24 protein-coding genes are annotated in these 26,952 nt (G+C 30.0%); 8 read left to right on the plus strand and 16 right to left on the minus strand.

Annotation, left to right across the window (positions count from 1 at the left end; genetic code table 11):
* Positions 1–3: 3 nt before the first annotated feature.
* From NYQ10_RS17440 to mnmE, 12 genes are all read right to left on the minus strand, one after another.
* Positions 4–1,173, minus strand: a complete 1,170-nt coding sequence (locus NYQ10_RS17440) for an AAA family ATPase (protein ID WP_289877501.1) — start codon at positions 1,171–1,173, stop codon at positions 4–6.
* Positions 1,174–1,178: 5 nt separating this feature from the next.
* Positions 1,179–2,033, minus strand: coding sequence for a hypothetical protein (locus NYQ10_RS17445; protein ID WP_289877502.1), 855 nt, complete (start codon positions 2,031–2,033; stop codon positions 1,179–1,181).
* A 1-nt stretch (position 2,034) separates the two neighbouring features.
* The gene (locus NYQ10_RS17450; protein ID WP_289877503.1) at positions 2,035–2,853 is read right to left on the minus strand and encodes a hypothetical protein; all 819 of its coding nucleotides are present in this window, start codon (positions 2,851–2,853) and stop codon (positions 2,035–2,037) included.
* Entirely contained in the window at positions 2,850–3,065 is a 216-nt protein-coding gene (locus tag NYQ10_RS17455; RefSeq protein WP_289877504.1) for a hypothetical protein, read from the minus strand. Before NYQ10_RS17455 ends, NYQ10_RS17450 begins: the two co-directional genes overlap by 4 nt.
* Positions 3,066–3,373: 308 nt before the next feature.
* Entirely contained in the window at positions 3,374–3,583 is a 210-nt protein-coding gene (locus tag NYQ10_RS17460; RefSeq protein ID WP_289877505.1) for a hypothetical protein, read from the minus strand.
* Between the two features lie 77 nt (positions 3,584–3,660).
* A complete protein-coding gene (locus tag NYQ10_RS17465; protein WP_289877506.1) occupies positions 3,661–3,789 on the minus strand; it encodes a hypothetical protein in 129 nt (42 codons plus the stop codon).
* Between the two features lie 324 nt (positions 3,790–4,113).
* Positions 4,114–4,959: a toprim domain-containing protein gene (locus NYQ10_RS17470; protein ID WP_289877507.1), complete on the minus strand. Its 846-nt coding sequence runs from the start codon at positions 4,957–4,959 to the stop codon at positions 4,114–4,116.
* Between the two features lie 230 nt (positions 4,960–5,189).
* The gene (locus NYQ10_RS17475; RefSeq protein ID WP_289877508.1) at positions 5,190–6,377 is read right to left on the minus strand and encodes a primase-helicase family protein; all 1,188 of its coding nucleotides are present in this window, start codon (positions 6,375–6,377) and stop codon (positions 5,190–5,192) included.
* A gap of 100 nt (positions 6,378–6,477) precedes the next feature.
* Positions 6,478–6,765 (minus strand): helix-turn-helix transcriptional regulator, encoded by a 288-nt coding sequence (locus NYQ10_RS17480; protein ID WP_289877509.1) that lies wholly within the window; start codon positions 6,763–6,765, stop codon positions 6,478–6,480.
* Between the two features lie 84 nt (positions 6,766–6,849).
* Positions 6,850–7,836, minus strand: coding sequence for a hypothetical protein (locus tag NYQ10_RS17485; protein WP_289877510.1), 987 nt, complete (start codon positions 7,834–7,836; stop codon positions 6,850–6,852).
* 3 nt (positions 7,837–7,839) lie between these two features.
* Complete coding sequence (locus NYQ10_RS17490; RefSeq protein WP_289877511.1) at positions 7,840–8,967, minus strand: site-specific integrase; 1,128 nt, start codon at positions 8,965–8,967, stop codon at positions 7,840–7,842.
* Positions 8,968–9,116: 149 nt separating this feature from the next.
* Complete coding sequence (mnmE, locus tag NYQ10_RS17495) at positions 9,117–10,517, minus strand: tRNA uridine-5-carboxymethylaminomethyl(34) synthesis GTPase MnmE (protein ID WP_289877512.1); 1,401 nt, start codon at positions 10,515–10,517, stop codon at positions 9,117–9,119.
* 169 nt (positions 10,518–10,686) lie between these two features.
* Between mnmE and NYQ10_RS17500 the strand changes: the two genes are divergently transcribed.
* Positions 10,687–11,520 (plus strand): universal stress protein, encoded by an 834-nt coding sequence (locus tag NYQ10_RS17500; protein WP_289877513.1) that lies wholly within the window; start codon positions 10,687–10,689, stop codon positions 11,518–11,520.
* 61 nt (positions 11,521–11,581) lie between these two features.
* Complete coding sequence (locus NYQ10_RS17505) at positions 11,582–13,354, plus strand: MutS-related protein (RefSeq protein ID WP_289877514.1); 1,773 nt, start codon at positions 11,582–11,584, stop codon at positions 13,352–13,354.
* Positions 13,355–13,389: 35 nt separating this feature from the next.
* Here NYQ10_RS17505 and NYQ10_RS17510 read toward each other — a convergent pair whose 3' ends face one another.
* Positions 13,390–13,803 (minus strand): winged helix-turn-helix transcriptional regulator, encoded by a 414-nt coding sequence (locus NYQ10_RS17510; protein WP_289877515.1) that lies wholly within the window; start codon positions 13,801–13,803, stop codon positions 13,390–13,392.
* 122 nt (positions 13,804–13,925) lie between these two features.
* Here NYQ10_RS17510 and NYQ10_RS17515 point away from each other — a divergent pair, with 122 nt between their 5' ends.
* Together NYQ10_RS17515 and NYQ10_RS17520 are read left to right on the plus strand one after the other, a co-directional pair.
* On the plus strand, positions 13,926–14,693 hold the full coding sequence (locus tag NYQ10_RS17515) for an SDR family oxidoreductase (protein ID WP_289877516.1): 768 nt from the start codon (positions 13,926–13,928) through the stop codon (positions 14,691–14,693).
* 11 nt (positions 14,694–14,704) lie between these two features.
* Positions 14,705–15,148 (plus strand): PaaI family thioesterase, encoded by a 444-nt coding sequence (locus NYQ10_RS17520; protein WP_289877517.1) that lies wholly within the window; start codon positions 14,705–14,707, stop codon positions 15,146–15,148.
* 110 nt (positions 15,149–15,258) lie between these two features.
* On the opposite strand, the gene NYQ10_RS17525 is transcribed toward NYQ10_RS17520, so the two are convergent.
* From NYQ10_RS17525 to NYQ10_RS17535, 3 genes are all read right to left on the minus strand, one after another.
* A complete protein-coding gene (locus tag NYQ10_RS17525; protein ID WP_289877518.1) occupies positions 15,259–16,860 on the minus strand; it encodes a Na+/H+ antiporter in 1,602 nt (533 codons plus the stop codon).
* 185 nt (positions 16,861–17,045) lie between these two features.
* A complete protein-coding gene (locus NYQ10_RS17530; protein WP_289877519.1) occupies positions 17,046–18,740 on the minus strand; it encodes a ribonucleoside-diphosphate reductase subunit alpha in 1,695 nt (564 codons plus the stop codon).
* A gap of 18 nt (positions 18,741–18,758) precedes the next feature.
* Positions 18,759–19,733: a ribonucleotide-diphosphate reductase subunit beta gene (locus NYQ10_RS17535; protein WP_289877520.1), complete on the minus strand. Its 975-nt coding sequence runs from the start codon at positions 19,731–19,733 to the stop codon at positions 18,759–18,761.
* Positions 19,734–20,599: 866 nt separating this feature from the next.
* Between NYQ10_RS17535 and NYQ10_RS17540 the strand changes: the two genes are divergently transcribed.
* The 4 genes from NYQ10_RS17540 to NYQ10_RS17555 all read left to right on the plus strand — a co-directional run bounded on the left by NYQ10_RS17540 (position 20,600) and on the right by NYQ10_RS17555 (position 26,936).
* Positions 20,600–22,300, plus strand: a complete 1,701-nt coding sequence (locus NYQ10_RS17540) for a tetratricopeptide repeat protein (RefSeq protein WP_289877521.1) — start codon at positions 20,600–20,602, stop codon at positions 22,298–22,300.
* Positions 22,301–22,545: 245 nt separating this feature from the next.
* The gene (locus NYQ10_RS17545) at positions 22,546–24,036 is read left to right on the plus strand and encodes an ankyrin repeat domain-containing protein (RefSeq protein WP_289877522.1); all 1,491 of its coding nucleotides are present in this window, start codon (positions 22,546–22,548) and stop codon (positions 24,034–24,036) included.
* Positions 24,037–24,130: 94 nt separating this feature from the next.
* Positions 24,131–24,616, plus strand: a complete 486-nt coding sequence (locus NYQ10_RS17550; protein ID WP_289877523.1) for a DUF2271 domain-containing protein — start codon at positions 24,131–24,133, stop codon at positions 24,614–24,616.
* Positions 24,617–24,752: 136 nt separating this feature from the next.
* Complete coding sequence (locus NYQ10_RS17555; RefSeq protein ID WP_289877524.1) at positions 24,753–26,936, plus strand: PepSY domain-containing protein; 2,184 nt, start codon at positions 24,753–24,755, stop codon at positions 26,934–26,936.
* Positions 26,937–26,952: the final 16 nt, after the last annotated feature.

The raw sequence follows: 26,952 nt of genomic DNA on the forward strand, positions 1-26,952 counted from the left end.
TATTTATAAATTTCGTGGCTTAACTAAACATTCAACAAATGCGTTCTTTATACTTTTGTTTAAATCACGCATGTTTTTAAATTGACTAACATTAACTTTTTCAAGAATTTCTTCTTGAATGCTTTCCGGTAAACTTTTTTCAAAGTGTTTTTCAAATTTTTCAACTATCGATTTTATTCTAAAATCTACAAATTTTTGTTTATCGCGATGAAATAAAAGAGTAAAATATCCTTTGTAATCAAAACGCGATCTTAACTCAGGAGAAATTATTTCAGTGAAATCTTGTTTACTAATATTAGAGGTAAAAATTATAATAAAGCCATTTAAGTCAATTTCTTCAGTTAAAGAACTTGACATTTTTCCATTTTCAAGAACGTCTAAAAAATAGTTAAAAAGTGTAGAATTAGATTTTTCAAACTCATCAATCAAAATTAAACCAATATCTGAGTTTTTAACACGTATAAATATTTCACCTTCCTCACTTCCGATATATCCTCTAGGACTTCCTATTAAGGAATTCAAAGAATTATCACTACTATAATTACCAAAGTTGATTTTTGCTAATTTTCCTTTTCCTCCCAAACATCTATGAATTGCTCTAGCGACCTCAGTTTTACCAACACCAGAATCACCCATTAAAAATAGAGACAAAATTTTATGTTCTCCAAGCTTATTAAATACTCTAAAATTTGTTATTAATTTATTAAAATCATCTTTAAATTTTTCGTGACCATATAATTCAGAAGAAAATGCTTTTAAAAAATCATAGACCTCTTCATTACTTAAATCGATAATTTTTCTATGTTCTAAAGGTTTAACAAATTTTACTTCAGAAGCATCATTTACAATTATTCCTTCAACAACTTCTAAATCATTAAATTCATAAAAGCAAAATCTCAGTTCATATTCAAAAAGTTCTCTATGTTCTTTATCAGAAATAAAAATTATATTTTCGTCAAAAAAAGGAAAAAGACTTTCTGCGTTGTATTGTAAAGAATTGAGACCTGCAATTGAAGAAATGTCAATTATCTGGCTATATTCATCTGCGTCATGCGCAAGCTCAAAATTACGCATGAAGTCAGTAACAGTTATTATTTTAAAACCTTCTTCTTCTTTACTTTTTTTATAATAATCGAAATAGTTTTTATCGTAAAATAAAAGTTCTTGTATCATTGTAATTATTTAGGAAATGTCACATTCTGAACAATAGCTAATAAATCGATATAATGAAACTCTTTATTACTTTGCGCAGTACTTGCAAACCAAAAATTATTGTTTGTTTCACTTTGATATTGGCTATCTTGAATCTCTTCATTAACTGGGCTATTCAAAAGATTTTGCATAGACCCTAGTTCTTGAAAAAACTCTAAAGAATTTTTTAACGCCTCAATCTTAATTTTTCCTTTGTACAGGCCAACTATCGAAACTTTTCCGATAAACAAATCATCTACACTATAAGAACTCTCGAATTCACTTTCGAAAGTAAGAGGTATTTTCACTAAAATAGCTTCTTCACTACCTTCTAACATTCCCTTCATTTTATAAGCGTAATCTTTAAACATTGAATTAAAAAGATTGTTGATATCAAAACCATTTGCTCCTGGAACACTCATTCCTTTGAATGATCCGCTGGTAAATAGTTTTACAGTTCTTAATTCAGGCTCATTTTCGAGAGATAAAGTAACATTTTCAATTTTAACCAATTGACCTTCTTTTAGATTGTTAAAATTATTTGTCCGTTCACTACGTTCTATTATCTCACTCAAAATGATAGATTTCGTAGTTTTTATTTCAAATGTTTCTAGAACTTTTTGTGAGTCAGATTTAGAATTTTTATGAGAAGCTTCGGCATTAATTCCAATACCAGTGTTGAAAAAATTTAAAAAATTAACTCCAAGTTTAGCTTTATAATCAATTTGTGTTTGATCAGCCGAATCTGTTTGTTTTTCACGATTCAACGTTATAACATTACTCAACATCATCTTGATTTCGTAAACTTTAGGGAAATTTATATAGTAAATGTTAAATATCATATTAAATTATTTTATTTGAAAATTCCTTACATATCATTCCTAACCTATTTATTAGTTCATTGCTAACCATACTCAATTGATTAGTATGTATTAACAATCTTGTAGGTTTTTCTAAATTATCAAAATGAATATTAATATATTCGTTTTGCAGTCGCTCTGAATATTTTTGGGAGAGGTCTTCATTAAAGTTAATTTGGAAAACATTTTCCAAATCAATTTTAAAATCTCTCACATAATGTCCCACAGCAAGAATTATGATAGGAAAATCTCTAAAGAAATTAGAATTAAATAATTCTTTTCGAAGTTCAATACTAGCTGCTCTTTTATTCTTTGGAACATCTTTACTGTAACTTCCTGTTTCCTGATTTAATTCTGAACAAAAAGATAGTTCATGAAAATTAATGAACTCGCTCGGAACACCGTTAAAGTAAATCGAATCAATAATTTTTTGGTAATTATACCATGTCTTGCTAGTACCACAATGACCACTGATGATTTTACCACTTTTATCTCTTCTTTCTACTTTATTGATTTGTCCTTTATAAGGATATAAACTATTAAATATTGGTTTTCTATCTTTTATAAACCAATTATCTACATCATTAAGTTGTTTATTTGTACTGCAATTTAGATTCCAGTCAATAGTATTTTTAGAATATTCTTCTTCATATTGACCTGCTGATTTTTCTTTATCAATAGCAGCTTCCTTACCTATAAATAGAATTTTTGAATTTGGATTACCTGAACCTATAAATAATCTCTTATTTTTTGCTAGCTGAATTACTTCCTTAAAATTAGAATTATAAACTACTTCGTTCATTTTTTCAAATTTGAAATTTTTTCTTTCTCTTTTTTAATTTGGTATTTCAATGTATCTATCTTCTCCTTAGCACTTTTTCTATAATGAGCTTGTGTCTTGTTGACATTATTTTTCTTTATAGTTTCAATTTGCTTTTGAAAATTTTCTATTCGCTTTTTACAATTCTCTATTTCTAACTTAGAATCTGATGAAAATAATGAAAATAATCCCATGTTATTTTTGTTTTACTTTTTAATATTTTTCACTTTACTATCTGTTATTTTAAATAACATCAATTAATAATTTTTCATTGCTGTTTTTATAAATTTAATTACTGAAAGAAATTCCTATCAATTTAATACTCACAAAAGCTCTCAAACAAAAGTTATAAATCTTTCTTTATAAAAATTAGAAATGCTAAATATATTTAATATAAACTTAAGCAAAGTACGGAAAACCGTAATATCATTAAAAATATTATTCTTTTAGTTTCTTTTAATATGCTTTGATTAACAATAATTTATTTGAAAAGAAAATTAATTTATACAAAGTCGAAAATAACTTTCTCAAGTTCCACATTTAAAAAAGTTTCATACAAACAATCATAACTAAAATCAGTCAAATATTCATCTTCGATCTCCTCTTCATATTCAGCAGTAAATTTAACCAATACAAAAGATGAAAATATAAATTGATATTCCATTCTAAAGCGTTCGTAGTCTTCCGCTAAACTTAAATAGATTGTTTTCAAAGATTTTAGATTAAGTTCTCCATTATTTTTTTCCAGGTTACATAAAGTTAGAAAATCAATACAATGTCTTATGAACTCTAATGAAGTAAAAAACCTAAACCACGATTAGTTTTCCATTCAGGAAAAGACATATCCATAAAATGAATTATTTCTGTAAACAATTCTGTTTCTGAATGTTCATTCATCAAATCATAATACTCCATCATAAAAAAATATTAAATAGATAATTTTATTAATTAATAAATTAAGAAGTATACTTTTATAATATTATAAAAGTATACTTCTTCTGAAAAATTAAACATATTAAAAATTGAATTATTGATTTCTAACGCAGTCTTCAATTTTAGTGTAGAGCTTTCTCCTTTTCGTTTATAATCCATATTTTTTTCTTTAAATTAGAAATACGACTTTGGAGTATTTCTTTCCCGATAGGGCGAGATGGTTGTCCATATAAGAAACTCAAAATCGTAGATTTTTGGTTTTGACATATGTGTAAACACACCTTGCTAAATGAATAAGTAATTATTTTTTTATTCCCCTTTGGTTAACCATTCATTTAAATCTTTATGGTTTTTATACAACTTTCTAAGATCTAAAGAGCCAGGAAATTGCTCCAAAATTATAATAGTATATTTATCTCCCGTTTGATCATTATCCAAGTACAATTCTATCTTTTCATACTTTTCTAAAAGAGCTATCTTTTTTACTAATAGAGCTGTAGAATTTAAAATCAAATAATCGGATTGCTCCAGATTTTTACTATGCCTAATTTGGACAAATGATAAGTAATCGAAAAAACCTTCAAAAATCCGTAGTGTTTGAGATTGGTTTGAAATTAGACTGACATCCTTTTTACCAATACATAATTTAGCATACTTAGATCTGATTTCAAAACCACCACTTTTATTTTCAAAACCGATTGCAAAATATTTTTTATCATTGACGATATAATGAACTTCTTTCAGATTGTTTTCTTTTTCAAACTTTAAAATATTCCTGCTTGTCAAATATTGAATTAGAGCCAAATGTCGAATTTCAATTACTTTTTCAATTTTGATATTACTTTCTAAATTTACTGGAGGTTCAAAAATTTGCTTTTGAAAAGAAAAAAAAGTGTCGAACTTCTCAAGATAACTTAAAGCTTCTGAAACGCTAAAACCAAATTTGAATATTACAAAATCAATCGCATTTCCACCTTTTTGTTCGCCATGATCAAAGAAGCGATTTAGAGTTCTGCTTAGTTTAAAAGAAGCGGTTTTTTCGACTCTAAAAGGAGACAAATACCAACTTTCATTTTCATTTGATTTTATCGGTTCGTATCCTAAATTTTCAAGTATTTTTTCTATCGAAATTTCTCTTGCTTGGGTCGAATTCATGTGTTTTCCTGTTTTAGGTTTAAAAAAGTTAAAAAAAATGATGATTTGATGACAATATGCTCTAAAGCTAATACTGGTAAGAGCTGAGGCTGTCATCAAAATGTCATCAAATCATCAAAATTTGCTACTTTTTTTATCTGTCATCATTTTCTTGTCATCATTTTTATTTTTGATGATAAAATGATGACAGCTTTAAGTCTTATAAATAAAGGGCTGAACTTATACTGTCATCAAATCATCATTTTTTCGACCAAAAAATTTTTTAAAATAACATAATGTCTTCCTTTAGCTTGATTTTGATAAATATCCAGGTCATTTGTGACTGTGATTTTTTGATATTTATTAGAGTTTGGAGAAGGGGATAATTTCCAATTTTCTCGTATGATTTTTTTTATTTCAATAGCATCATATTTTACCTTAAACTTATTTAAAATATTAAGTAAATCGGAGATGCTAAATTCTAATATTTCAATATCGATACTTTCCATTACGTTCAATAAGGTACTGGCTATTTCATGCTCAATCTTACTTGATTTGTGAAGCACCAACTTTTCCAAAGCTTTAGTTTTAATTTGTTTTGGAGTAAACCACATTCGAGATTGATTTTCCGTTGATAAATTTCTATTGTTTAGAAAATGTAAAAATGCCGGAATTTCTTCAATTAGTTTTTTCAATAGATCAACATCTTCTTTTTTGTAACGATTTACTTTAATTATCCAAAATCGAATTTCATCAGCATCAATTTTGATGAATGAAGTTTCATTATTGGAACATAAGATGAATTTTCCAAAAAAAGGAGCTTCCTTTTTATCCTTTCCTTTGGCTTCAGTCTTATGTGTATTACTCGTAGAAAGGTATTTTATACGTTCTGTAAGTTCGTCTGTTTTAAATAAAACTTCATCAATAAGAATCAATAATTTTGAACTCCAGTCTGAATTAAAGTTTGATGTAAAATCACTATTAGTTAAGAAAGTTGCATTATATTCAAAAATCTCTTTTAACCATTTTGGAAAAGTTGATTTTCCTGTAGATCTTTCTTTACTCACTAAGCACAGAATCGGTAAAATTTGCGTCGGTTTTAAATAAATCAATTGTAGATAATCAATCCCTAACTCTAGCTGATCTCCAAAAATATGAGTTAAAAATAAAAGTGTATTTGAAATATCTCCTTCTTTTGGAGACTTGCTTATTTGATGATAGGTATTATAATAATCCTGAACTCTTTTTTTAAAGAATTCAGGTCGGTTTTCAGGAATACAAATAAATCCATCAAACCTCTCAATTTCTGAAAGTGCATTTTTGCCATGGTCTTGTCTAATCAATTCTGCTGACCAAACAACCAAAATCTCTATAAAATCTCCTGAAGGTAAAGGGTATAGAGATTTCTTAAAATAGGTAGTTCCTATTCTTAAATACATGTTTTTCATTATACAATATGGTTTTTATTGTATCTTTGTACGACACAATACTGTTAGAACTAAAATAAAAGGCGTTACAATTCGGCGGAATTGAACGCTTTTATTTTTTATTTGAATTAGTGTAGCTAGTAGCCTCTTTCTGAATCTGAGAAATAGATTTAGACTTATTTTGTAGTAACCATTCGTCGATCTCTGATTTAGTAAAAAAGAGCGTTCTATTGTTTGGTTTTGAATAAGGGAGGATATTCATATGCACTAATTTATATACATAACTTTTTGAAAATCCAGTATAGTTTACAACATCGTCAACTGTGAAGATTTGTTTTGTAGTCCCAATTATAAGTTTTTCTAATTGAGCTAACTTTTGAAAAATTGCGTTGCTTTCCATATTTATATTTTTTTAATATTATGGTAGCAAAAGTCAGTAAAGCAAAATGCAAAAGGTTAAGGAGGTTAAGGTCCTTAACCTTTTTTATAATTTTTCAAAAATTGATTTAATTAATTCTAAATCTTTTGTTTTTATAATACTCTTGGAAACAGATGTATATATTGAATTGGCTTTTATTCTTCCATTTTTATTTTGAATGTTTCCCGAAAGCTCAATAAATGTGAGAGGGATTTTAATACTTAAAAATTGATTAAGGCATTCAATGAAGTACTTAAACTGAAGGTTATCCATTTGAAGATATATAACAGAATTATGTTCTTTCCAACCCAATTTTAAAACATCAATAAATTCAGTTAATGAAGTTTTAGTTTGATCTATATACATGAATTTTTCCAAACCGAAATATAGTTTTCTTAAAATTTCATTATCTGTAGTTATGGTATAATTTTCATTATTGGAAATAGATCCAGATAAGCCAGAAATTTTACCCTGAATTTCATCATATAATTTTAAAAGATCTTTTTCGTAATCTTCTAAAGCTGTAATTATATCCGCAAAAAAAGAGACCGTTAAGTCATTATGATGATTTTCTTCTTTTTGAAGATGATTCAGAAAGTAATACTTTATTGTATCTACTTTTTGATATATGTGTTCAAGGATTTTATCTGATAGAACTAAAAGCTTAGTTATAAGAGTTTCTTTTGGATATTCTTTTGTCGTTAAGTAATATTCTACTAAATATTTTAGATCTTTTTTAGAATTAAAAACAACATAAAAACCAGTAATGGGAATGTGTACGAAATCTTTATCATAATCCTGAAATGGCAAATAATCATCTTCATTAATAATTGTTTCCTGACTTTTAAAAAATAAGCTGATCGTATCAATAGATAAATGCTTAATCGGATGATGATACATTAATTCACTAAGCAAATGAAAAAATTGAAATTCGTTTAGCTTTTTTATTTTCTTCCCAATTGATAAACTTTTTTCCTGAGAGTTTAAGTTATCTTTTATGAAATCTAAAGTTTTATGATGCTTGTTTTTGATTCTAAAATAAGAATATACCATAAACTAAATATTAATGTTAGGAATTAAGTTAGCAGCCTCTTTCATCTTAGAATCAATGATTTTAGCATAAATTTCTGTTGTTTTTAATTCCTTGTGACCTAAGCGTTTTGAAACGGTATAAATGTCAGCGCCATTTTCTAATAGCAAAACCGCATTTGTATGTCTGGCACTATGAAATGTAATGTGTTTTGTTATACCCGCTTTCATACACCACCTTAATATTTCAGCATTAAAATGAGCTCCATATTTTAATCCCTTAAAAACCCTTTCGGTTTGATTTTCTCTTTCTCCAAGCAGACTTCTTGCTTCTTTAGAGATATATAAATATTCAACACTTTCTGTTTTTTCTTGTCTAAAGTTAACTCTGCTGACTTCGCCCTCGTCTCTTACTTCACTCCAAACCAAAGTATTGATATCAGACCATCTCAAACCCACTAAACAAGAAAAAATAAATGCTCTTTTCAAAACATCATATTTACAATGAGCTTTGTTCATTGCTACTAACTCATCGTAGGTTAAATATTCTCGTTGGCTTTCTCCTTGTTCAAATCCCCTTACTTTTTTGACAGGGTTAATTGTAAGATAACCATCCTCAAATGCTGCACGTATGGCTGCTTTGAATTTATTATAATATGAATACTTAGAATTTTGGGACAAAGGAAGATCACTTTTAGTTCTTGCATCTTTATCCAGGTAGTTACGATAGGATTTTACAAAATCTTCATCTATCTCATTGAAAGTGACATTTGGATTACAGAATCGTTTTAAATGTAGAAATGAAGCCGTCCAGTTACCATAATTCTTAGCAGAATCAATTCGATCTTCAGCCTGATTGCTGTAGTATTCCAAAAATAGTGTTTTAGATTTGGAATTGTTTTTTATATCAAATTTCCCTTGAAAATATTCAGCTTTTCTGATCGATAGTATCTGCTCAGCTAATACCTCAATTTCTTTATTTTCTTTCTTTTCAGTAGCAGTCTTAGGTTCTTGATGAGGATATAATTTTAAATACTCGAAATCTCTTAAATGTACACGCTTTCCGTCTGCGTTAACAGTTGAACCTTTGTAATATTCAAGATATAAACTATACCTACCATTTTGTAGTTTTTTCTTCTTCAGACTAATTACCATAAGATGTACATTTTTACACCCTATTTTTACAAAGGTGTACATTGAGTGTAACAAATGTACAAACTAAAGATATTATAAGAAAGCAAAAAACACGCTAAATCAATGGCAGTCAAGTAAAAGAAAACATTAGAAACTTAAAGAAACAACAATTATTTCCCGATGCAAAAGTTGGCAAATATATTCCCCAGCAATTCGTCGTTAGAAACTTGACCAGTGATAAGCCCGAATTGATATAAAGCCTCACGAATATCAAGCGCCATTAAATCACTTGAAAGTCCAGATTCTAAGCCGAATTTTACTTTCTGAATTTCATCTAAAGCTTTTAATAAAGAATCATAATGTCTTGTATTCGTAACAATTGTTTCGTTATTACGAAGCGCTCCTGTATTTACAAAAGACAATAATTCATTTTTTAAATCCTCTACTCCAATTTTTTCTTTCGCAGAAATTAAAAGCAATTTTGCATTTAAATTTTCTAACCTACTCTTAATATTCTGAACTTCATCAGCCGATAAAATATCTTTTTTATTGACAACAATCAGTAAAGGTTTGAGAGGATATTTATTTTTTATTTGTTCGATTTCTGAAACAAAATCAGAACTAGAAGCTTGAAATTTCAATCCGTCAAATAAATAAATTACTACTTGCGCTTGTTCTATTTTTTCGAAAGTTTTTTTAATTCCAATGCTTTCTACAACATCTTTTGTATCACGAATTCCGGCGGTATCAATAAATCTGAATCCGATTCCGCCAATAACTAATTCATCTTCAATTGTATCACGAGTTGTTCCCGCAATATCAGAAACAATTGCACGCTCTTCGTTTAATAAAGCATTTAAAAGTGTCGATTTTCCAACATTTGGTTCACCGACAATCGCAACCGGAATTCCATTTTTGATGACATTTCCAACTGCAAATGAATCAATTAAACGTTTTAAAACAAATTCGATTCGGTTTAATAATTCATGAAATTGTGTTCGATCAGCAAATTCCACATCTTCCTCAGCAAAATCTAATTCTAATTCAATTAAAGAAGCAAAATTTAAAAGTTCTTCTCTAAGTTTTGCAATTTCATTACTAAATCCGCCTCGCATTTGCTGCATCGCAATTTGATGAGAAGCTTCATTATCAGACGAAATCAAATCGGCAACTGCTTCTGCCTGAGACAAATCTAATTTTCCGTTTAAGAAAGCGCGAAGCGTAAATTCTCCCGCATCTGCCATTCTACAGCCTTTCCTTAACAATAATTGAATAATTTGCTGTTGAATATAAGTTGATCCGTGGCATGAAATTTCAATCGTATTTTCTCCTGTATAGGAGTTTGGACCTTTAAAAACCGAAACTAAAACTTCATCAAGAGTTTTATTTCCGTCAAAAATATGTCCTAAGTGTAAAGTATGCGTTTTCTGTTTTGTTAAATCTTTATCTTTAATAGATTTAAAAACCGAATTACCAATTGTAATAGCTTCAGCTCCAGAAATTCGAATTATGGCGATAGCTCCAGCGCCCGAAGGTGTAGCCAAAGCAACTATAGAATCTTGATTTATCATGCGGCAAAGGTACAAAAAAAGCCCAAAATCATTTCAAAGAACAAAAATCAAAATTTCCACGAAAATGGACATATTAACAAATTATTAAGTGTTAAAATACTGATAATTATCAGGTTGTTTTCCTTCTAGAATGAGTAAATTTGAGAGACAAACCTTAATTCTAAATACGATGAAAAAGATATTATTCCCTACAGATTTCTCAGATGCAGCCACAAATGCATTTATCCACGCTTTAGAATTTGCTAAAGTTGTAAAAGCCGAATTGATCTTGCTTCATACATTTGAAATCCCGGTTTACGACAGCCAATTCTTTCCTGAGAACTACGCCTCAATATACAGTTCGATTGAACTTGCTAAATTTGAAATGTTTAAAGATGAAATTCCGAAACTTCGAACAATTGCCGCCGAACGCAAATTAGATGATATTGTAATTAAACACCGATTAATGGATGGTGATTTGATTTATAACCTAAAAAATGCGGTTGAAGAAGACAAAGCCGATTTTGTTATTATGGGAACAAATAGCGTTTCTGATTGGACAAAATTCTTTACAGGTTCAAATACAGAATCTGTAATCTCAGGTGTTGAAGTTCCTGTGTTGTGTGTTCCAATTGAGGCTAAATACAAAAAAGTAAAAACAATTGGTTTTACAACACGCTATCGTGAAAAAGATAAAAAAGAGCTTAGAAAAATCTTGAAAATCGCTAAAAAGACTGATGCCAAGGTTAAAAGTTTATATGTAAAAACTTCTAATTCTGATGTTACAGACGAAGCCAGAAAAGAATTTGAAAGAGAATTTGCAGCAGAAAATGTAGAATTTTTAGTTCTGCCAAGTGACGACGTAAAAGAGACTATTCTTGATTTTGTTCTTTTTAAAGATATTGATATTCTAACCACAATTACACACAAACGTTCTTTCTTTGAAAGCATTTTCGATTCAAGCTTCAGTAAAAAAATAACAAAAGAAGTACCAATTCCGATATTGGTTATGCACGAAGATTAACGAGAATATCTATTGATTTTGTGGCGTAAAAACTATATTTGTATTTCAAGCAAATTTTAGAATGAAAGCATATCAAGACAAAATCAATATCTATTCTGATTTATATCATAAAACCAACAAAAAATACAACAGCATTAGCCTTTTGAGGTTATTAAGTATTTTCCTTTTTTTGTTTTTTATGTTTAACTACATTAAAACAGACGAAATACTTTATGTAATATTAGCTGTTTTATCTTTTGCTGGTTTTATTGTTTTAATGAAAATTCATTCCAAATTATCATTTCAAAAACTACTAGCAGAAACACTTTTAAGGATCAACAAAAATGAAATTCTATTTTTAAAAAGAGAAAAAATACCTTTTGAAAATGGAGCTGAATTTATCGATTTTCATCATCCATACGCTTACGATTTGGATATTTTTGGAGAACATTCTTTATTTCAAAATTTAAACAGAACGGCTTCTTTTATCGGAAAAAAAACACTTGCAAATTTATTATTGCATACAATTCCTCAAGATTCAATTTTAGAAAATCAAGAAGCTGTAAACGAATTAAAAAACAAAATAGATTGGAGACAAGAATTTCAAGCTTTAGCAATTATTGGCGAAGATTCTAAACAATCTTATGAAGCCATAAAACATTGGATTTCTTTTAAAAACAATACTTTATCTAAAGTTTTAGTTGCACTTTCTATAATTTTTCCTGTACTCTTCTTTGGACTATTAACTTCCTACTTTATTACTTCGAAAACCATTTTGCTTTCTTATCTGACGTACGTTTTTATTGGCAATATGATTATTTTAGGATTCGCATCAAAAAGAATTCGATCTGAAATTGCAAAGGCAGATAACATCGATACAATTATCAAGCAATATGGTTTATTGATTGAAAAAATTGAGAATGAATCTTTTCAGTCCAAAAAACTAATTCGTTTACAAGAACAATTAAATTTCAAGAACGCAAAAGCAAGTCAGCATTTAAAACAGCTTTCAGAATTGTTCTCGAGAATGGATACTATAAGTAATTTATTTACAGCTACTTTATTTAACGGAACATTTTTATTTAATCTTCATGTTTTAAGAGCACTTTTAAAATGGAAAGAAAATTATGCTTCTGAAATTGATAATTGGATTTCTATTATTGGAGAAATTGAAACCTTAAACTGTCTTGCGAATTTAGCTTACAATAACGAAGATTTTGTTTTTCCAGAAATTAATTCAGAATATAAAATTGAATTTAAAAATCTTAGTCATCCGTTATTAAATCCAGCAACAAGAGTTGGAAATGACACTCAATTTCATCCACAATCTTTCGTGATTTTGACAGGTTCAAACATGTCTGGAAAAAGCACGTTTTTACGAAGCTTAGGCATCAATATGGTATTAAGCGGAATTGGTTCAGTAGTTTGTGCTTCAGAAGCTAAAGTTCATCCACTTCCAGTATTAGTTTCAATGAGATTATCTGATTCTCTCTCAGATTCTGAATCTTATTTTTTTGCTGAAATTAAACGTTTAAAACAGATCATGGATACTCTTGAAAATGAGCCTGCTTTTGTTTTATTAGATGAGATTTTAAGAGGTACAAATTCTGATGACAAAAGAAACGGAACAATTGAAGTTGTAAAGAAAATAATTTCTAAAAAAGCAATCGGTGCAATCGCCACACATGACATTGAAGTTTGTCTTACTACAAATGAATTTCCCAAAATTCTAACTAATCAATGTTTCGAAGTTGAGATTCTAAACAACGATTTACATTTCGATTACAAACTCCGAAACGGAATTTGTAAAAATAAAAGTGCTACTTTTTTAATGCAGAAAATGAACGTAATTTAATGGTAAATTGATAATTGTTAATTGTTAATTGTTAATTACAAACCTTCTTTCATTTTTCTAATTCCTTTTTCTATAAAGGCCGTTTTATTCTGTTTTGCTTTTTCGAGCACAATTTTTCTTTCTTCTGGGATTTCGTAATATTTCTCAGCCCACAAACTGATTTCGATTAATACAGGAAAAAGTTCAATTCCTTTTTCTGTTAATTGATACAATACTTTGGCTTTGCTATCTGGATGCTCTAGCTTAGTGATCAAGTTATTTTCTTCTAAAACCAAAAGTCTGCTGGCTAAAATATTAGTTGCAATCTTTTCTTCCGATTTTAAAAAGTCGCCGTACGTACATTGTTTTTTAAACATCAAATCTCTGATAATCAAAAGTGACCATTTATCTCCCCAGATTTCTAAAGACGTATTTATTGGGCAATTTGATCTTTTTTTGGATGCTTTCATAAAATAAATTGAAAAATTACTTGCATTTTGCAAGTAATTAATATCTTTGTACTTGCAAAACGCAAGCAAATTTATTTAATATTCTTAAACAAAGCAAATTATACACTTTAAAATCAAAGAAAATGGACTTAAAAGGTAAAACAATATTGATCACTGGCGGTGCGTCAGGAATAGGTTTAGAATCTGCAAAACAGTTTTTGGCAGAAGGTGCCAAAGTAATTATTACAGGTAGAAATAAAGAAAAATTAGATGCAGCTAAAAGACTTTATCCACAAATCATAGCCATTCAAAATGATGTTGCTGATGCAGATCAAGCGCAACAGCTTTATGAACAAATTGAAATTTTAGGCGGAATTGATATTCTATACAACAATGCAGGCGTTTCTAATCCAACAAATAATTTAGCCAAAACAAACGATCAGATTACAGAAATGGCGGCTTACGAAATGAATATAAACTATTTAGCAATTATAAGATTGAATAATTTATTTCTAAAAATGCTAAAAAGCCGTCCAGAAACTGCGATTATAAATACAACATCTGTGTTGAGTTATGTTCCGTCGAATTTGGCTCCAACTTATTCTGCAACAAAAGCCGCACTTCGTTTTTATACCGCTTCTCTTAGAAGTCATTTAGAAGTGGCTAAAACCAATGTAAAAGTTTTTGAATTATTGCCCCCATTAGTCGATACAGAAATGGCAAAAGGTATTGACGCCAAAAGTATAAGCCCAGAAATACTTGTAAAAGGTTTAGTAGATGGGATTCATAAAAACAATTACACCATTCGCGTAGGCGATACAAAAGTGATTTATTTCTTAAGTCGATTTTTTCCAAAAACAGCTTACAAACTAATTAATCCATTAAAAAACAGCATCAAATTATCTGCATAAATAATTTAAATATGGAAAATAAAAGATTACAATTTCTTCAAAGTTTTATTGGAAAACATTTTACGGGAAGTCCCTCACCTTTTGCACATTGGCTAAACGGAAAAGTAATTTCTGTTGAAGAAAAAGCAGTTAAATTTGAGTTTGAAATCAGGAAAGAAATGACCAATCCAGTTGGAATGCTCCACGGTGGTGTGACGGCAGGAATGATTGACGATTGTATCGGTGTCAATTTTATGGTTTTAGGACTTGAAAAATTCTATCCAACCATCAATTTATATATTGATTATTTTAATCCTGTGTTCGAAAATCAAACCGTTATTGTTACCACAAAACTAGAAAAACTTGGTAAAACGATTATTAATATCAAAGCAGAAGTTACCAATAAAAACACGTCTAAAATTGTTGCGCAAGCAAGTGCGAATTTAGCAATAAGTGATGTGAAAATTCCGAATTAAAATGTTTAAAAAGAAAAAAGCTTTGTCAAAGTTTAGAACTTTGACAAAGCTGAATAAAGTTGAGAATTCACAGTTAACAATTAATAATTCACAATTCACAATTAAATAAATTATTCCTCATACATCTCCATCCACAAACGAGTTTCTTCCAAATCCAATTCTTTTTCGATTTTACGGAAGATTTCTTCATTTACAGAACCAAACTTGTGCATTGATTCTAATTTCGCTCTTTCAACATTCAAAAGATCAATTTGAATTTTGGTGAATTCATTAAAAATCTGTCCGCCTAAAACTTTTCCATTCCCGAAAAAGTTAGAAGGAAGTTCTGTTTTTTGCAGTCGATTAAATTTTACTTCATATTTACTTTTAATATTATGGAGTAATTCATCGTCTAGCAAAGAAAAATTATCTTCAATATGCGCAATTGTTTCAGATACAATTACATTTCGAATATTATATTCTTCGGCAAGTATCGAATAACGTTCAATTTTAAGCTTTTTTATAAGCCAAGGAAGTGTCAGACCTTGAATGACTAAAGTTGAAAGTATAACACAGAAAACCAAGTATATAATTAAATTTCGAAGCGGAAATTCTTCCGTTTTATTCAACATTAACGGAAGTGCCAAAGCTGCTGCCATAGAAACCACACCACGCATTCCTGACCAGCCAAAAATGATCATATTTCGATAATCAAATTCTTCTTTTTCGCGAATTTTTCTACTGAGCATTCTTGGGATCATCGTTGCTGGAATAACCCATAAAAAACGAACCAAAATAACCACAACACTAATCACAGCTCCCCAAATAAGTAACGAATTTCCAGAGTAATTACTGATTCCGTCTATAATTTGCCTTAATTGGAGCCCGATTAAAATAAAGATTAATCCGTTCAAAATATTATTTAAGACATCCCAAATTGTATTGGTCATAATTCGGCTTTCATGAGAAAAAATAGTTCCAGATCTTGCTGCTAGAAAAAGTCCCGTTGCTACTACAGCCAAAACTCCTGAACCTTCAAAATGCTCAGCAATTAGATAAGATGCAAATGGTGTTAATAAAGTAAGCGTGACTTCGATAATATCATCACAAACAAATCTTTTATGAATGTAGTACATTATAACGCCAACAGCCAAGCCAATTGCTGTACCCAAAACCGACATTAAAACAAAATTTAAACCTGCCTGCCATAAAACAAAATTTCCAGCCGTAATTGCCATTAGAGCATATTTGTACGCTACAAGACCGCTCGCATCGTTTACTAAACTTTCTCCTTCAAGAATAGCAATTAATCTCGGATTAAGTCCTAAACCTTTTGTTATTGCTGTTGCAGAAACTGCATCTGGCGGAGAGACAATTGCGCCTAATAAAAAAGCTAACGGCCAAGAAATATCATCTATAAGCCAATGCGCTACGACAGCAACTAAACCCGTTGTAAAAAACACTAAACCAACTGCGGCTAAAGTTATTGGTCTAACAGACTGCTTAAAGTCAGACCAGCTTGTATGCCACGCCGCATGATACAATAATGGCGGCAGAAATATAACAAATACTACTTCTGGACTTAAAGCAATTACCGGAAGTCCTTCAAAAACACTAATAATAACACCGCACAAAACCAAAACAATCGGAATTGGAAAATTATATTTTTTACTAACAAGGCTAAGAAAAGCTACGCCGAAAAGCAGCATTATAATTACGGTAATATTCTCCATTTACTGGTGGTATTTATTGATTTTGGATTGTAAATTTTGGCACTAAATTACTATTTTATGGCAATTTAATTTTCATAGATTAAAAAAATAGTTGCGAAGATTTGCTCAAATCTTTTTAAATCTGCGTGAAACCTTTTTCTGCAAATAAAAAAGCCGAATCTAAATTAAGATTCGGCTTTTGATTTTTATGATTCGCAACTGCTGCACGAAACAAGACTTGTTACTAATTCTTTAGAAACACTCTGGCTTCTTTGATAGTATAAACTTTTAACTCCTTGCTGCCAAGCTTCTATCATTAAACGGTTTACATCTTTAATCGCCAATTCTGCTGGAATATTAAGATTTAAACTTTGTCCTTGATCTACAAATTTCTGACGAATTCCAGCTTGTTGCACAATTTCTAACTGACTGATTTCTTTAAATGTTTTAAAAACATCTTTTTCTTCTTGAGTCAATTGTTCCATGTGTTGAACACTTCCTCCGTTTAGCATAATTCCTCTCCACACTTCTTCATTATCAAGACCTTTTTCTTCTAACAGCTTTTTAAGGTATTTGTTTTTACGCATAAAATTACCTTTGCTCAATCCAGCTTTGTAATAGTTACTGCTGAAAGGTTCAATTCCTGGCGAAGTTTGTCCTAAAATAGCAGAAGATGAAGTTGTCGGAGCGATTGCCATTGTTGTAGTATTACGTCTTCCGTAACCTTTAAGCAATTCTGGTTCTCCGTAAATTCTAGCCAAATCCTGACTTGCTTTATCCGCTTTGTCGCTGATATGTTTGAAAATCTCCGTTGTTTTCATTTTAGCTTCCATTCCTTCAAACGGAATCATATTTTTTTGTAGATAAGAATGCCATCCTAAAACTCCTAAACCAAGTGCACGGTGTCTTTTAGCAAATTTATTAGCCGCAGAAAGATAATAGTTTCCTTCTGTTTTTTCGATGAATTCTTGTAAAACAGCATCTAAGAAAAAGATCGCCAATTTTACCGCTTCAGTATCTTTCCATTCGTCATATAATTCTAAATTCATAGAAGAAAGACAGCAGATAAATGATTCATCGTGAGTTGACGGAAGCATAATTTCGCTACACAAATTACTAGCGTTAATTCTAAGATTCTGATCTTTATAAACTTGCGGCTTGTTTTTATTTACGTTGTCACTAAAGAAAATATATGGAAGTCCTTTTTGCTGACGGCTTTCTAAAACTTTTGCCCAAACTTGTCTTTTTTCTGCATCACCATCAATCATTTCCTGCATCCAATAATCTGGTACACAGATTCCTGTAAACAAGTTCTGAATTGGGTTTCCGATACTTTTAATTTTCAAAAATTCTTCGATATCTGGGTGATCAATATCTAAATATGCCGCAAATGCACCACGACGAACTCCACCTTGAGAAATAGTGTCCATTGCCGTGTCAAAAAGTTTCATAAAGCTAACTGCTCCACTACTCTTTCCGTTATCTGTTACAGCACTTCCGCGTTCACGCAATTCTCCAAAATAACCAGAAGTTCCTCCTCCAATTTTGGTTTGCATGATAACTTCGCCCAATTTATGTGTAATTCCTTCAATTTTATCTGGAACGTGAACATTAAAACAAGAAATTGGCAATCCTCTTTCTGTTCCCATATTTGCCCAAACTGGCGAACTGATACTCATCCAGCCTCTTTCGATCATTTCCATAAAAGACTCTTTCAATTCTGGTTTGTAAAGTCTTTTTGAAGCAGCGGTACAAATTCTATCAATTGCACCTTCTACTGTTTCACCTTTCAAAAGATAACCGCGGTTTAAAATCTGCTCACTTTCAGAATTTTTCCACCACATTTTGGTATCTATTGCTTGTTCAAAATTATTTGCTGGGTTTGTGTCTATCGTATTCATATGTATGCTGGGCTTGTATTAAAAAAGATCGTTTGCTGTGATACTTTTATCGTGTTTTGTATATTCAACTGGACGTTTAGCAAAGAAATCGTCTAAACTGTTTGCAAAAACTTCTTCTTCGAACCAAGTCATTTTTGAATATTCGTCTGGAGAAACATTAAAAATAGTTTCGATGTTGATTTGTTTCAAACTTTCATCAATTCTAAATTTCATAAAGTTTACCAAGTCTTCTTTGTTGATTGTTTCTACTGGACCATTTTCAAAAATCCAATCTAAAATATCTGCTTCAACCGTAATAGATTCTTTAACCGTTTCTCTAATTAATTCTAAAGTATCGGCATCGAAATATTCTGGAAATTCATCACGGATTTTATTGATAATGTAAATTCCGCCATTTGCATGAATTTGTTCGTCAATTGAAGTCCACGCGATAATATTGCTCACATTTTTCATATATCCTTTGAATCTTGTGAATGACAATAAAATAGCAAACTGGCTGAACAACGAAACATTTTCAATCAAAATACTGAACAAAATCAGCGACACCATATATTTTCTGTTGTCCTGAGATTTAGTGTCTTTCAATACATTAGAAAGATAATCTACACGTCTGCGAACTACAGGAACGTCTAATAATCTTTCGAATTCATCATTATATCCTAAAACTTCCAATAAACGAGAATACGCTTCAGAATGTCTAAATTCACATTCTGCAAAGGTTGTTCCCAATCCGTTGAATTCTGGTTTTGGAAAATGCTCATATATATTGCCCCAAAAACTTTTTACAGCTACTTCAATTTGTGCAATTGCCAATAAACTATTTTTAATAGCCGTTTTTTCTGCCAAATCTAAATGAGCATGAAAATCTTGCGTATCTGCAGTAAAATCAACCTCTGTATGAACCCAGTAAGCTTTATTTATTGCTTCAGTAAATTGGAGAACCTCTGGATATTCAAAAGGTTTATAATTGATTCTTTTATCGAAAATTGACATATATATAGAATTTTAAGTGACATGATTTGAATTGAAAAACCGAGCACTGAATTGTAGGTGGTATTAGCGTGTTTTTCAATTAATACAAATTTAACCTACAGTTATTCTTTTGTCCAGTTTTAGATGTTAAAAATCCCACCAATTATCAACAGTTTAAAAACTTCAAAATTGAGCCTTTTTGTAAATTTTATCAACATGAAAATAATATGTTCTAATTCGCAATGAACTAGCATTTTCCCTAAAATTAATTTGAAGTTATCAACATAAAAAAAAGGTGTTTTCTGGAAGAGAATTGAAAACAGTTATCAACAGTGTCTTTTAAAAAATTGCGATTTCTGATACAATTTAAATTTTAAAAAACGTCTTTTATTAATAATAATTCTAAATAGTGTTTTGGTAATTTTTTAAAATTTATAAGTTTAACTTTTTTAAAAACAAAACATTACGTTTTGGATGATTTTGACTTTATTTATAAATTTTATTTAAAAACACTAAATCCAACTTTTTTAAATGCTAATTTTTAAGAAAATAAATTTAGTCTTATAAAACGTCTGAAAGAGGAAAATCAAATGTTATAATTGACAATTTTTAAAACTGAAAATAAGAGAATAATCATTGATTTTAGTATTAAAAAAAATCTTTAAAAATAGCGTAGAAATACCTAAAAAATTATTTTAGGAATAATTTAACTTGCGTTTATCTTAATTAGAATTTAGCATCTAAAAACATACTAAAAATGGCAGTAAAGACAAAAAAAAATATTTCGTTTCATGTAATTAAAAATCAATACTTTAAAGCAATTACCAATTCGTAAATATTATTTTTATTAAATTTACTATACAACTTCATCTGCCAAAACAAATTTAATGTCTGCCAAAAAAATATTATTCATTATTTTATTCTGTTATTCATTTGCTGCGAATGCACAAAAACTGCAAATTAGTACTTCAAAAAACGAACTCAAGAATATTGAGTCAATTCTGCTTCAAGAAAAGAATTTTGGCACAGATACAACGGCTTTAAAAGAATATCTTAGTCCATTAAATAAAATAACCAAATATCAGAGCATATATAAAGGTTTACTCGCAAATGGCTTTAGCAATTATTATACTTCTCGAAACAAAACTTCCGAAAACTATTATCTAAATTCCATTCAAAAAGCAAAGACTTCGCATAATATTTCTTTAGAAATTTGGGCAAAACTCAACTACATTAATTATTTATATTTCTACAGAGATTACATTAAACTCACGCCTTTTCTATTAGAAATAATGGAAAATCTCGAACCGCTCCGAGCTGAACAGATTATAAATGCCGATGAAACTTATAAAAGAATTGGATGGATTCTGCACACGTTTGGCGATTATAAAAAATCATTGCATTATTTAAAACTTGCCGAAAAACAAGCTGTTAAAAACACCTCTGAATATGCTTCTATCATTAATTCTATAGGACTAAACTATCTGTATATTCAAGATTATAAAATGGCTACTTATTATTTAAATGAAACTGCAAAAATTTCTTCGCAGATTCATGATGACGTTCGCTATGCCAAAGCTCTGGGAGATTTAGCTATGGTAAGCCAGCATAAAGGCGATTTTGAGAAAGCTATTACTTATTTGAAAAAAGACATTCAAATTTCTGAACAAAATAAAAGCGATCAGAATACTATGTATGCTTCGATTTTACTGGCAGAAGTTCTTCTAAAAAATAATCAGATAGAAGAAGCTTTTGATTTTTTGAATAAAGCCGAAAATATTGCGGTTACAAAATCTTATTTTAAAAAATCAGAATTGGAGATTATTAAATTGAAACTTCAGATTTTAAAGTTAAAGAATTCAACAGAAAACGAATTGAATCTGAGACGCCGAATGGTTGCTATTGAAGAATCTCTTGAAAATGAAGACGGTGATGAAGCTATTAATCAAGCCAACTGGATTATTGAAAAAAACAATTATCAAGAGAGTATTGATGAGGCAAAAAACAAGTATGAAAAAACGCTGAAAAAGTTCTATCTTATTATTGCTACAATGGTATTTAGCATTCTTTTACTTGTATTTGTTTATTTTTTAAAAAAGTACAAAGACAGACAGCTACAATATGAAGAAAAAGTAAAAGCTCTAGAATCTGAAAAAGTAAAAATAGAGCAAAAGGCTCATGAAGATCTAGAATCTCAAATAGAATATTTAAAGGAGAAAAATATTCAAATAAAAAATCTAAAAAAAGAGATTGAAAATATTGAGAAATCTTCTTTTTATTATTTAGAAAAAAGAAAAGGAAAACTAAGCAATTTGCTGCAATCTCATTTAATGACAGAATTGGAATGGAACGCTTTTGAAAGAGAATTCGAAAAAGAATGTTCAAAATTTTACATCTTGCTCAATCAAGATTTTCCAGAAATGAGCGAGCCTGATAAAAGATTATTACTGTTGCAAAAACTTGATTTTAGCAATAATGAAATTGCCGAACTTTTAGAAATTACAAATGAAAGCGTAAAAGAATCCAAAGAAAAACTCAAGGAAACGCTCGGAGATAAATTTAAACTCCTTTTTGGTCGTTTCTACTAACAAGATTTTTCAAAGAATTTGATCTTAGATAAGGTGTTGAATTAAAAAAAAATTAAAATCAGCTTAAGGTATTCTTAAATTTTATAAAATCTACACAATAATTCTCTTTTTACGACGAATTATTCTTGATTTAAAAAGATTAATTTCTACATTTGCTTTATTTTTATTTATTCTAAATAGATAAAAATAATTTCCTCAAAAATAAATTAATCTTGTACAATTCAATAACCATAAATTATCGAAATATGAAAAAGAATCTTTTCGTTTCTTTTGCATTTGCTGCTAGCTTATTTGTAAGCGCTCAGCAAAAAAACACATTGTTAGATGCTGAATTTTGGAAAACTTCTCCAACTGTTGAAACTGTTAAGGCAGAAATCGCTAAAGGAAATAATCCATCAGAGGCAAACGCAAACGCATTTGATGTTACCACTTTAGCTATTAATAATGATGCTCCTTTTGCTACAATCAAATTTTTAGTTGAACAGCCAGGAAATTCAATTACAAAATTGACTCACGATAATCGTATTTACTTACATTGGGCTGCTTACAGAGGCAATACAGAATTAGTGCAATATTTAATTGGTAAAGGTTCTGATGTAAATTTCGAAGATAGTCACGGAACTGCTCCTGCTGATTTTGCGGCTTCAAACGGACAATCAAATCCAGCCATGTATGATGCGTTTTTTAAAGCCGGCGTAAATCCGACAAAAAAATATGCAAACGGTGCTAATCTTTTGCTTTTAGCAATCGCTTCTGATAAAGATTTAAAAGCTGCCGAATATTTCTCTACAAAAGGAATGTCTTTAAAAGATGTTGATAATGACGGAAATACTGCTTTTTCATACGCTGCTAGATCTGGAAATATTGCTCTTTTGAAAAAACTTCTTGAAAAAGGAATCAAACCAACTGACAATGCACTTTTAATTGCTGCGCAAGGAAGCCGCAGAGAAACAAATACTTTAGAAACTTATAAATATTTGGTTGAAGAAGCAAAAGTGAAAGCGACAGCTCAAAACAAAGCTGGGCAAAATGTATTGCATATTTTGGCTGGAAAACCAAATCAGAAAGAAATTATTGAATATTTCTTAGCAAAAGGAGTTGATGTAAACAAAGTTGATAAAGAAGGAAATACACCGTTAATGGCGGCTGCATCGGGGAGAGAAACTGCTGCTTTAGAATTATTTCTTCCGAAAGTAAAAAATATTAATGCTCAAAATTTAAAAGGAGAATCTGCTTTAACAAGTGCCGTTAGATACGGATCTCCAGAAGCGGTAAGTTTACTTTTATCTAAAGGTGCAGATGTAAATGTAAAAGATAAAGACGGAAATAATTTAGGAGTATATTTGGTACAATCTTATCGCCCAGCTGGAAGAGAAAAAGTAACTACAGATCCTTTTGATGCAAAAGCGAAATTACTTCAAGACAAAGGATTAAACTTAGCAACTGCTCAAAAAGACGGAAACACTTTATATCATTTAGCAATTACAAAAAATGATGTTTCTCTTCTTAAAAAAATCACAGATTTAAAGGTAGATATTAATGCTAAAAACAAAGACGGTTTAACGGCTTTGCACAGAGCAGCAATGACTTCTAAAGATGATGCAATTTTAAAATATCTTGTTTCTGCTGGAGCAAAAAAAGAAATCAGCACTGAATTTGACGAAACGGCTTATGCTTTGGCTAAAGAAAATGAACTGCTAAGCAAAAACAACGTTTCTGTTGAATTTTTAAAATAAAAAAATAATAAATGAATATTTGAAATTCCAAATTCCAAACTTATTTTTGGTCTTTGGGATTTCATGTTAAAATCCACACAAACAAATAATTTTTATGAAATCAATATTAAAAATTGCTCTTACAAGCGCTTTTATCTTTTTACTTTCTTTTCAAACTCAAGCACAATCTAGCAAATACAAATGCATGCTTCAAATGAATAATTATATGGGAGAAGGTGCCTATATCGTTGTTTCTTTAGTGAATGCAAGCGGCGAGTATGAAAAAACGCTTTATGTAATGGGCGATGATAAGAAATGGTACAAATCATTAAAAGAATGGAATAAATTTCACACTGCTCAAAAATCTGATGATATCAGTGCAAAAACAGGTGCTTCTGTTACTGGCGGAGATCGTAGTGTAACAACTATCGAAATTGAAAATTCTAAAATTAATAAAGGATATAAATTACGTTTTGAATCGGCTGTAGAAGACCAAAAATATTATGTAAGCGATCTTGAAATTCCGCTTACAACTGAAGGGCTTGCTGATAAAACAGAAGGTAAAGGTTATATCAAATACGTAAGGCTAAACAAAATATAATATTTAGTATATTATTTATTAACTTTCATAGGCATGAATTCTTTTTATTTATGCTTAAAATTGAAATCTGAGCTTTGTCAAAGTTGTAGCTTTGACAAAGCTTTAAATATTTTAATACATTTCTAGAATAAATTAAATGACTCTTTCTTTTTGGCGTTATGCACACTTGGCTTTGGCCTTATTTTCTTCTATATTTTTACTTTTGGCTTCGGTAACCGGAATTATTCTCGCTGTAGATGCGGTTCAGGAAAAAACACTTCCTTATAAAGCAGAAAATTTCAGTAAAATAACTTTAGGAGAAACACTTCCTATTCTAAAGAAAGCGTATCCTGAAATTACCGAATTGAGTGTAGATTACAACCAATTTGTGACGCTACAAGCAATCGATGCAGACGGAAATGATGTAAATGCATACATTGATCCAAAAACGGGAAAAGCATTAGGAACTCCTATAAAAAAGTCAGAATTCATTAAATGGATTACTAGTTTTCACCGTTCGCTATTTCTTCATGAAGCTGGACGTTTTTTTGTGGGCGTAATTTCTTTTTGTTTGTTATTAATATCAATATCTGGTTTTGTTCTTGTTTTAAAAAGACAACGTGGAATTCGAAATTTCTTTTCTAAAATAATCAAAGAATATTTTGCTCAATATTATCACGTGCTTTTAGGAAGATTGGCTTTGATTCCGATTTTAATTATTGCACTTACAGGAACTTATTTATCGTTAGAAAGATTCAACTTTTTTATGGGTGAAGAAAAAGCAAAACCTGTAAAAACTGAACTTTCGGCGAAAGCCAAAACCGCTTCTATTTTTAAAACGACTTTATTATCTGATGTAAAGAAAATCGAGTTTCCATTTACAGATGATCCTGAAGAATATTATATCATTGAATTGAAAGATCGCGAAGTTGAAGTAAATCAGGTTACTGGAGCTATAATTTCTGAAAAACTTTCGCCAATGACAGCGCAATATGCAGCATTGAGTCTTGATCTGCATACTGGAAGAATAAGCGGTATTTGGGCTATAATTTTAGCTATTGCTTGTCTTAATATTTTGTTTTTCATTTATTCTGGATTCTCTATCACTCTGAAAAGAAGAGCGAGCCGAATTAAAAATAAATTTAAAGCTAGCGAAAGTACAATTATACTTTTGGTTGGTTCAGAAAATGGAAGTTCTTTTAGGTTTGCAAATGCAATTCAGAAGCAATTAATTAGTCACGGACATAAAGTTTTTATTAGCGAATTGAATAAATTTACAGCTTATCCAAAAGCAGAACATATTATTGTTTTTTCTTCTACGCATGGTTTAGGAGATGCGCCTTCGAACGGAACGCAATTTAAAACTTTATTAGAAAGGCAAAATCAGAAACAAAAAATCAACTTTTCTGTAGTTGGTTTTGGTTCTAAAGCATATCCAGATTTTTGCGGATTTGCTGTTGAAATCGATCAGCTTTTACAAAATCAAAATTGGACAGAACGTTATTTAGATTTACAAACCGTAAATGATAAATCGGCGGTAGAATTTGTAGAATGGGCAAAATTGTGGAGTGCTAAAAGCGGAATTCAATTGTCAACAACTCCATCATTATACAACCATGTTCCGAAAGGTTTACAAAAATTAATGGTTTTAGATAAAACACCAATTTCTGAAACTGAACATACTTTTATTCTGACTTTAAGAGCAAATTCTAGAGCAAAATTCAGTTCGGGTGATTTATTGGCGATTTATCCCGCAAACGATTCGAGAGAGCGCCTCTACTCTATTGGAAATCATTCTGGAAATATTCAATTGGTTGTTAAACTTCATCCTGACGGATTAGGTTCTGGATATTTGAATAATCTAGAGCCAGGAAATACAATTAAAGCAAGAATTATTAAAAATCCAGCTTTTCATCTTCCTAAAAAGGCTTCAAAAGTCGCTTTCATTTCGAACGGTACAGGAATCGCGCCTTTCCTTGGAATGATTGAACAGAATAAAATCAAACAAGAATTGCATTTATACAGCGGTTTTAGAATGGTAACTCCAACTTTAATGGCTTATAAAAAATTCGCCACTATTATGATTCAAAAAGAGCATTTGGATAATTTTCATGTCGCTTTATCTCGCGAAGCTGAACATATTTATGTGATGGATTTGATTAAAAGGGATGCGCTGTTTTTTGCTAATTTATTGAAGAGAGGCGGCGTTATTATGATTTGCGGTTCGTTAGCAATGCAAAATGATGTCGAAACTATTTTGGAAGAATTACTTTTAGAAAAAGGTTTGAAAACACTCGAAGATTATAAAGCAAATAAGCAATTTTTAACGGACTGTTATTAATGGTTAATTGATAATT

It is taken from the genome of Flavobacterium johnsoniae (genome assembly GCF_030388325.1).
Classification (GTDB): domain Bacteria; phylum Bacteroidota; class Bacteroidia; order Flavobacteriales; family Flavobacteriaceae; genus Flavobacterium; species Flavobacterium johnsoniae_C.